This is a genomic window from Lysobacter xanthus, from assembly GCF_047159895.1.
In genome coordinates this window covers 1-7310 of record NZ_BAAGAB020000098.1, presented here as the reverse complement: position 1 = coordinate 7310, position 7310 = coordinate 1, and the positions used below count along the sequence as shown (strand labels likewise).

Sequence of the window (7310 nt, the reverse complement as noted above, 5' to 3'; positions counted from 1 at the left end):
TTGCCGTTGACGGCGACCTGCACGGGCAGCGACTGCGCGGCGGCCAGCGGCGCGGCGAGCAGCAGGAGTGCAAGGGACCGGCCCGTCGACTCGCGCCTGTCCGGCAGGGGCTTCGATACGCGCCGCGATGCGGCTGCGCCCGCCGCGTTCGGCCGCGCGAGGTGCACGGCGACGATCCGCAGCTCCATAGACGGGGATTGCACCCGGGAACGAGGCGTCCTGCGTACCGCGCATGGAGGCGTAGATTTTCTGGACATAGCCTTCGCGGAACCCGGTCGTGAAGTTGCCGGAGTAGTAACAGCTGAAGGCCTTGCCCCAGTCACCGCTCGATCGCGTGCGGCACTCGGCGAGGATGCGGGATCCGGCCTGCAGGTTCGGACAGGCCTGGAACGCCTGCTCGTACGTTCCGAGACCGTAGCGCGCCAGGTTGTAACGATTGACCTGCGCGAGGCCCAGCGAGAAGTTGTAACCGCGGCTCTCGAGCATGCGCGCCGTCGCCGCGGCCTCGCGCAGGTTGGTCGGCTGGCGCGCAAGGCGTCCACCCACGACGCCGATGGCGTATGGGTTGAACGAAGACTCGACGCGGACGACGTGATGCATCACGTCCGCGGGGACCGCCAGTTGCGGACAGCCCATCAGCTCCATGCCAGGCAACACCGTCGTCTCCCTGTCGCATTCCTGCGGCGCACGACGGAAACCGGCGAGCCGAATCCATCCGTACGCATCATCGTCCTTGCTTCTCCTGTCGATCCACGACCGGAGGCGGGAACATTGACTCATGCGCTCGCCGCGCTTGTCAATGCCTGAAAATGAGTACTTTTCCTACATCGGAGCCGCCCGCTGAGGGTCGAAGTCGATGCCCGTGATGTAGCGTCGGCCGGCGTGCGCCTTGATGTGCACGACGATGTCGATCGTCATCATCAGGAGCCGCTTGATCACTGCGAATTCGAGTCCCGCGCCTTCGGTCGAGGCCTTCACCATCAACGCGAGCTGGTCCCAGGTCTGCGCCGTGCTTCCGGCATGACAGCTGGTGATCGATCCCGGGTGCCCCGACGCGCAGTTCCGGATGAAATAGAACGATTCGTCGCCGCGCAGCTCGGCAAGGATGATGCGGTCGGGCTTCATGCGAAGGCACGCCTCCATGCAGCTCTTCGCCGTCACGTTGCTGGTGCTCTGGCCGCCCTTCGAGTAGAGCAGGTGCACCACGTTGGGCTGGGCGATGAAGAGTTCGCGAGCGTCTTCGATCGTGACCAGGCGCTCGTCGGCCGGGATGTGGTGCACGAGCGACTTCATGAAGGTGGTCTTGCCGCTGCCGGTCGCGCCGGCCACGACGATATTCTTGCGATAGAGCACAGCACGCCGGAAGAACTCGGCGTAGTCGCGCTCGGCACGCAGGGCGAGCAACTCGCGGTCCTGCGGACCGATTCCGCCGGCGTCCTCGAGGATGCGCTCGAAGAAGCCGTCCTGCTGGTACTGCTCGAGCGTGCGGGTCTGTCGCGACGGCAGGCGAATGGTGATCGAGACGCGTCCGGCGTCGCAGGCCGGAGGAATCACGAACTGCGCGCGCTGCCCGGTGGGGAACGTGAGCGAGACGACGGGGTCCGCATCCGTGATGCGCTGGCCCGTATTGCTTTCGTTGACCACCGCCGTGCAGAACTGCCGCGCGCGTTCGAACGTGAGTGCCGGCACGTCGATGCGCTCCCATCCGCCGCGCACTTCGATCCAGACTTCGCCCGGCCGGTTGATGCAGATCTCGGTGACGTCGGGTGATGCCATATAGCCGAGGATGCCGAGCACCTCGTACTGGTAGGTCAGGAACTCGTCCGAGACCCGCGCGATGGGCGCATCGACGTCCATGGTCGGCCGCTCAGCGACCGAGCACCTCGGAGAAGTCGACGTCGCGTGCGACGTAGACGTTCACCAGCGTGCCCTGGTTGAGCGTGACGGTCGGTGGCCGCGACATCGACTCCTGCACGGCCTGGTTGGCGATGCGGTCGAGCGTGCGCGCCGTATTGCTCTCGTAGGGCGAGACGACGACGACACCCTGAGCGACGCTCGCGGTCGACGGGCCGTTCTCGGCCGCCGCGTACTTGAAGGCATCGCTCAGCAGGCTGACCATCAGTGCCGAGGCGATCCGGGTCGGCCAATGCGGGTCGCGCTGTCCGGGATGCCCGGCGCCGCCGAGGTTGTCCACGCCCGGGCTCGCCATTTCCACGTCCACACCGCTGGGCGTCGTGATGCGGTCCCAGACCACGGCCATGCGATCGCCCGTCGGCCCGTGGTCGTAGCTGCCGTAGATCTTCGAGCCACGCTCCAGCAACAGGCTGCGCCCGTTCACCGAGTACACGGGCTCGGTAAGGATGCAGGCGGTGTAGCCCGGGATGTCACTGACGATGCGGGTCTCGAGCACGCAGCGCAGCATCGTGCCGCGGATCAGGAGGGCGTCTGGACGGCGAAGCGCACGTGCGCTGCTCGCGCGCGCCCGACCGGCCGGGGCACCGTCCGTCGAATCGTCGGGCTTGGCGGCGCCGCGGCCACCGATCGCGGCCTGGGTCAGCGAGAGCGCCTGCGCATAGGCGTCCTGCGGACCCATCGGCGGCGCCGCGGATGCGCCCGCGTCCAGCCCCATTCGGCGTTCCAAGAGCGTCGGCGTCTGACGGGCCTGCGTACGGGGTGGATCGAAGCCCGGGGCCGGTGGAGCGGCTGCGTAGTCGGCCTGGGCAGGCAGCGGCGGCAGCGGCGCAGCCTGTGCCTCGGGCTGCAGGCCGATCGGTTCGGCGGGCACGCCCTCCGACCGGGAAGGAAGCGGCGGGGGCGCATCACCGAGGGTGGGAATGCTGACGCGTTCCTCCGTCGGCTTCGTGCCCCCGTCCTTGCGCGTGCCGCCCCGCAGCACCAGCACCGCCATGAGCATCAGCAGAAGCACGATACCGCCCAGAAACAGGAGCGCCTTGCGATTGACGCGACGCTGCTCGGCTTGGCGCAAGGCGGGGCCGGTATCGTCGAGGTCCGCCGACGGCGCTGCATGGAGATCGAGGTATGGATTGCCACCGGCGGCCGCCGCCGGATCCTGCTCGTAGGGATTGCTGATCACCTGGTTCACGGGCGCGGGTTCCTGCGGAGGCCGACGACGTTCTTGCCGTGGCGGATCACGAGATAGCGGTACGTTCCGTGCACGACGATGGTGTCGCCTTGCACCGTGGTGTTGACCACGAATTCCTCGCCGTTCTCACGCTCGCTGCCGAACACCGCCGGGAAGGATCCGGTCGGAAAGGCGGCCGCAGCCGCGAGCCGGATATAGGTGAAGCGACCGTCGTCATAGACGTTGACCGGCACCAGCGCCTTGAGTTTCGTGCGCGTGCTGTAGTCGTAGTCGAACGTGTAGGCGCGGCTCGGGTCGAGGCCGAGCTCGAGCTCGGCGGCCTTCGCGGGCACCTTGGCCTTGAACTGCACGTCGCCGGGGTAGCGAAAGCGGACCTTGTACTGCACGCCCGCGTCCTTGGCTTGGTCCAGCGCCTTCCAGTTGGTGGCCACCACGCGGAGTTCGAAGATGTACGCGTGCGTCTCAGTCCGGATCAGAAGGTTCGTGTCGACGTCGACGTTCTTCGGCTTGACGTAGAAGACGTTGTCGCGCCGGCTGATGTCCCAACCGTTCGAGAACCCGGTGCTGTAATCGACCACGGTTTCGCTCGGCGAGAGCTCGATCTGAGTGGCGATGCCCAAGCCGGTGCGGACCGGATAGATGCGGTTTTCGGCGTATTCGTATTCCTGCACCGCCTCCGCCCGCCCCACCTGAGGCAGCAGCGCGACGAGCAGTGCGATGGCGCAGGAGATCGCCTGCGTGCACGAACGCAGGCTCACGGCCGGGCCTCCGTCGCCGGCGCGGCTGCAGCCGGCGGCGCCGCGGCCGGCGACTGCGACTGTTGCGGCGTGGGTGTGCCGCTGGCCTCGCCCATGTCGGGCATCGGGAATGCGGGAATCTCGGGTTCGACCGGGGGCGACTCCGCATAGTCGTTGTCGACGCGATAGCTGGTGACCTGGAACCCCAGCGGATTCTCGATGCGGTACTTCTCGTCCATGGCCAAGTTCGCCTTGTACGTGAATGCGAGCGTGGCGATCTTGCTGTCGAGCGGCTGGGTACGGCCGCTCGCCTTGTCGTGCAGCGTGCGCTGGAAGCGCACGGTGGCGCCGGTCGGACGGCCGTCGGCATCGTTGATCAGGGTGATGCTGAGGATCTTGATGCGGATGGCCGCCTTCTCGCCGTACGTGTTGTACGGGCGATCGGGGTTCTCCTTGCCGTGCAGCGCCGTGTAGCCGGATGCCACCGACGGCGCGGACATCGTGTACACCGTCGTCCAGTCGCGCAGCCGCATCAGGGCGATGTCGTACGACTCGCGTGCCAGCACAAAGTGGGCCACGTTGCTCTTGTTGACCGCCTCGCTGAGGGTGATGTCTTGGCGCCCCCAGTTCCCGTCGAGCCTGGCGACGGTCGCGGTGCCCGTGTAGGCATCCGCCATCACCAAGTACGGGACCTTCTCCTTCAAGGGCAGGAAGTAGAAATAGCCGCCGGCGAGGATCAGGCTGATCGCGCAGGACGTGCCCGCCACCCACCACGCACGCCGCTCACTGCGACGGGCCTGGTCCGCGAGGCTGACCTCGTAGTTCACCGCGCGCCCGATGGCGTGCTCGACGCGACTGCTCTCCGGCTTCGAACGGGTTTTCATGGTCAGGGCCTCGAGGTCGGGGTGGCGTCCGCGCGTCGGACCACGATCCGCGAACCGTCGATCGCGATGTCCACGCGCTCGGCGGCATACAGCGCCGTGAGCTGCGCGAGCGCGGTTTTCAGGTCGTCGCTGTGCACGTCGGCGACGGGCCGGTGCAGGGTGAAATCGCTGTCGTGTCGGTAGTCGAGTTCCATCCGGCTGTCGCGCGCCCATCGCTCCAGCAGGCTCTTGAGCGTCCGGTCGACCGGGGCGGCGTAGTACGCATAAGCCGAGCGCAGCGGGATCGCCTGCGTCTGCTCGGCGAAGCGGTTCACCGGCTTCCAGCGTCCGGAAAACGCGGGCGCGGGCGTGGTGGTGCAGGCCGTCAGCAGCGCGAGTACGCCGGCGACGGAGAGGAAACGGATGCAATGCGGAAGCGATTTCACGACTCACCGGTGCGCGAAGGCGCGCCACCCGACGCATGGCGCGGGCGACGACGGATCCATGGAAATGGCAGGTGGCGTAGTGCGGCGTCCTGCCGGCCTCGAAACGTGTCCTTGTCGATGTCCCCTGTATGACCGATCCCTGTCCAGCACGCGTGGCGTGCCGAGTGCGTCCTGCGTCGATGCCTTCCGCATCGCGGGCGTTGCGCCCGTGGTTACGGTAGCGAAACGGCTTCCCGCGCGTCAACCGGGGCGCCGCCGATCGCGAGCACCGGGACCGGCGAACGCGGGCGTAGTCGCGCGGTGTAGCGCTTGTCACGGTAGTAGCGGATCTTCTCGCACATCACCGGATGTGCGATGCCTTCGTAAACGACGACTTCGCGGTCGGGCCCGATCGCCTTGAGTTCCTGCGGCAGCATCAGTGCGCGGCGCTCCTCCGACTCGCTGCGCGAAACGTCGCGCCCGCGCGTGACATTCTGCCGTCGCACGGTCGTATAGCCCAGCATCTCCGAGTAGTCGTTGGCATCCTGTTGCTCACGCGGTGCGTAGAGGATCTGCATCGCGTGGTTGGTGACGAGCGTGCGCGCGACTTCGCGCCCGTAGACCGCGTCCAGCTGCGCCATGCTCTGCACGATCGGCAGCAGGCGCAGGTTGTAGCCTGCCATGTAGGCGACCGCGCTGGCGAGGATGTCGATGCGGCCGATGGCGGTGAATTCGTCCATCAACAACAGGCACTGATGCCGCAGTGTCGGGTCGTTCTGGGGCAGCTCGCGCGTATTGAGATTGATCAGCTGGCTGAAGAACAGATTGAGCAGCAGGCGGCTCTCGGCGAGCTTGTTGGGCTGGATGCCCACGTAGATGCTCATGCGCTTGCGACGCACGTGGTCGAGCCGGAAGTCGTTCGCGGAGGTCGCGGCATCGAGCACCGGGTTGACCCATGCGTTCAGCGGCTCCTTGAACGTGCCGAGGATCGACGCGAACGTTTCATCGGCCTGCGACAGCAGCGTCGCGAAGGCCATGCGCGCGGGCTCGGACAGGAAACGCTGCTGCGCGAGCGATTGCAGGTGCGCGCGAAGGTCGCCCCCGGTCCCGGAGGCCAGCCGGTAGACCATGCCGAGCGTCGGCGCGGTCGCGCCGGGAAAGCCGCAGGCACGTTCGTGGTCGTGCTTGTCGAAGAGATACAGCGCAAACGCGAGGAACGCGTTGCGGCCCTGGCTCACCCAGAACTTCTGTTCGTCTGAGCCGTCCGGGTACAGCATCGCGCCGATCGCCATCACGTCCGATACGCGGAAGGCAGGGTCGTCCGAGACGTAGCCGAGCGGATTCCACCGGTGCGAGCGACGGTCCTCGGCATAAGGATTGAACAGGACGACCTCATGTCCCTGCTCGGCGCGCCAGCCCGACGTCAGGTCGAAGTTCTCCTGCTTGATGTCGAGCACGACGACCGAGTCGCCGTACTCGAGCAAGTTCGGGATCACGATGCCCACGCCCTTGCCCGAACGGGTCGGCGCGGCCAGCAGCGCGAACTGCTGGCCCGGAAGGCGCAGCAGTCGACCGTTGTGGCGTCCGACCACCAGGCTGGTGGGCCCTTCTTCGAAGAGCCGGTGACGCGCGAGATCCGACGCGCGCGCGAAGCGCGCATCGCCGTGCAGCGACTTGGCCGGGCGTCGCAGGGCGAGCGCGGCGACGCCCAGCAGCCCGAGCAGCGGCAGCCCGAAGCCGACGAGGCCCGCGGCGCGAATCTTCGACGCGTACGGACGCACCTGCGGGAGGTCGAGCGTGCGCAGGTAGTCGAGATAGACGTGCCAGTGCGCCGGTGCGCCGTGCAGGCCGAGGAAGACGAACGCGAGCCGGCCCGACAGCCAGAGCCCGGCCACCGCGGCGATCAGAAGCGAGAGAACCCCGAGGATCGGACGCATCGGGCGTTCCTCAGCGCGTACGCCGCGGCTGCGGCTGCGGCGGGGCGAGTTCCAGGAGGCGGCGGTCCAGCCAGTCGCGCGCGGCGTCGAAGCCCGCCTCTTCGCGCATGAGCGTCCCGGTGCCGTCCTCGACGACATAGCGACGATGCGGCGGGGCGTCGACGCGGTCGACCACGCGATAGGCGCCACGGACATAGAGCACGGAACTGTCGTGCATGCGGACCTCCCTTCCGCCGAGCGCGTCC

General features: G+C 67.5%; 8 protein-coding genes. All 8 read right to left on the bottom strand.

What is annotated here, in order from left to right:
* Window positions 1-645 (bottom strand): lytic transglycosylase domain-containing protein (locus ACY35P_RS14630; RefSeq protein WP_462116573.1); only part of this gene is annotated, 645 nt, incomplete at its 3' end.
* A 177-nt stretch (window positions 646-822) separates the two neighbouring features.
* Window positions 823-1857, bottom strand: coding sequence for a P-type DNA transfer ATPase VirB11 (virB11, locus tag ACY35P_RS14625; protein WP_462116572.1), 1035 nt, complete (start codon window positions 1855-1857; stop codon window positions 823-825).
* Window positions 1858-1867: 10 nt separating this feature from the next.
* Window positions 1868-3103 carry a TraB/TrbI/VirB10 family type IV secretion system protein gene (locus tag ACY35P_RS14620; protein ID WP_462116571.1) on the bottom strand — a complete coding sequence of 412 codons (1236 nt, stop codon included), beginning with the start codon at window positions 3101-3103 and terminating at the stop codon, window positions 1868-1870.
* Window positions 3100-3834: a TrbG/VirB9 family P-type conjugative transfer protein gene (locus ACY35P_RS14615; protein WP_462116574.1), complete on the bottom strand. Its 735-nt coding sequence runs from the start codon at window positions 3832-3834 to the stop codon at window positions 3100-3102. The genes ACY35P_RS14620 and ACY35P_RS14615 overlap by 4 nt, the downstream gene beginning before the upstream one ends.
* 23 nt (window positions 3835-3857) lie before the next feature.
* Window positions 3858-4724: a VirB8 family type IV secretion system protein gene (locus tag ACY35P_RS14610; protein ID WP_462116570.1), complete on the bottom strand. Its 867-nt coding sequence runs from the start codon at window positions 4722-4724 to the stop codon at window positions 3858-3860.
* 2 nt (window positions 4725-4726) lie between these two features.
* Window positions 4727-5149, bottom strand: a complete 423-nt coding sequence (locus ACY35P_RS14605; RefSeq protein WP_462116569.1) for a hypothetical protein — start codon at window positions 5147-5149, stop codon at window positions 4727-4729.
* Window positions 5150-5361: 212 nt separating this feature from the next.
* On the bottom strand, window positions 5362-7065 hold the full coding sequence (locus ACY35P_RS14600) for a type IV secretory system conjugative DNA transfer family protein (protein WP_462116568.1): 1704 nt from the start codon (window positions 7063-7065) through the stop codon (window positions 5362-5364).
* 10 nt (window positions 7066-7075) lie between these two features.
* Window positions 7076-7282, bottom strand: coding sequence for a hypothetical protein (locus ACY35P_RS14595; protein WP_462116567.1), 207 nt, complete (start codon window positions 7280-7282; stop codon window positions 7076-7078).
* Window positions 7283-7310 lie beyond the last annotated feature (28 nt).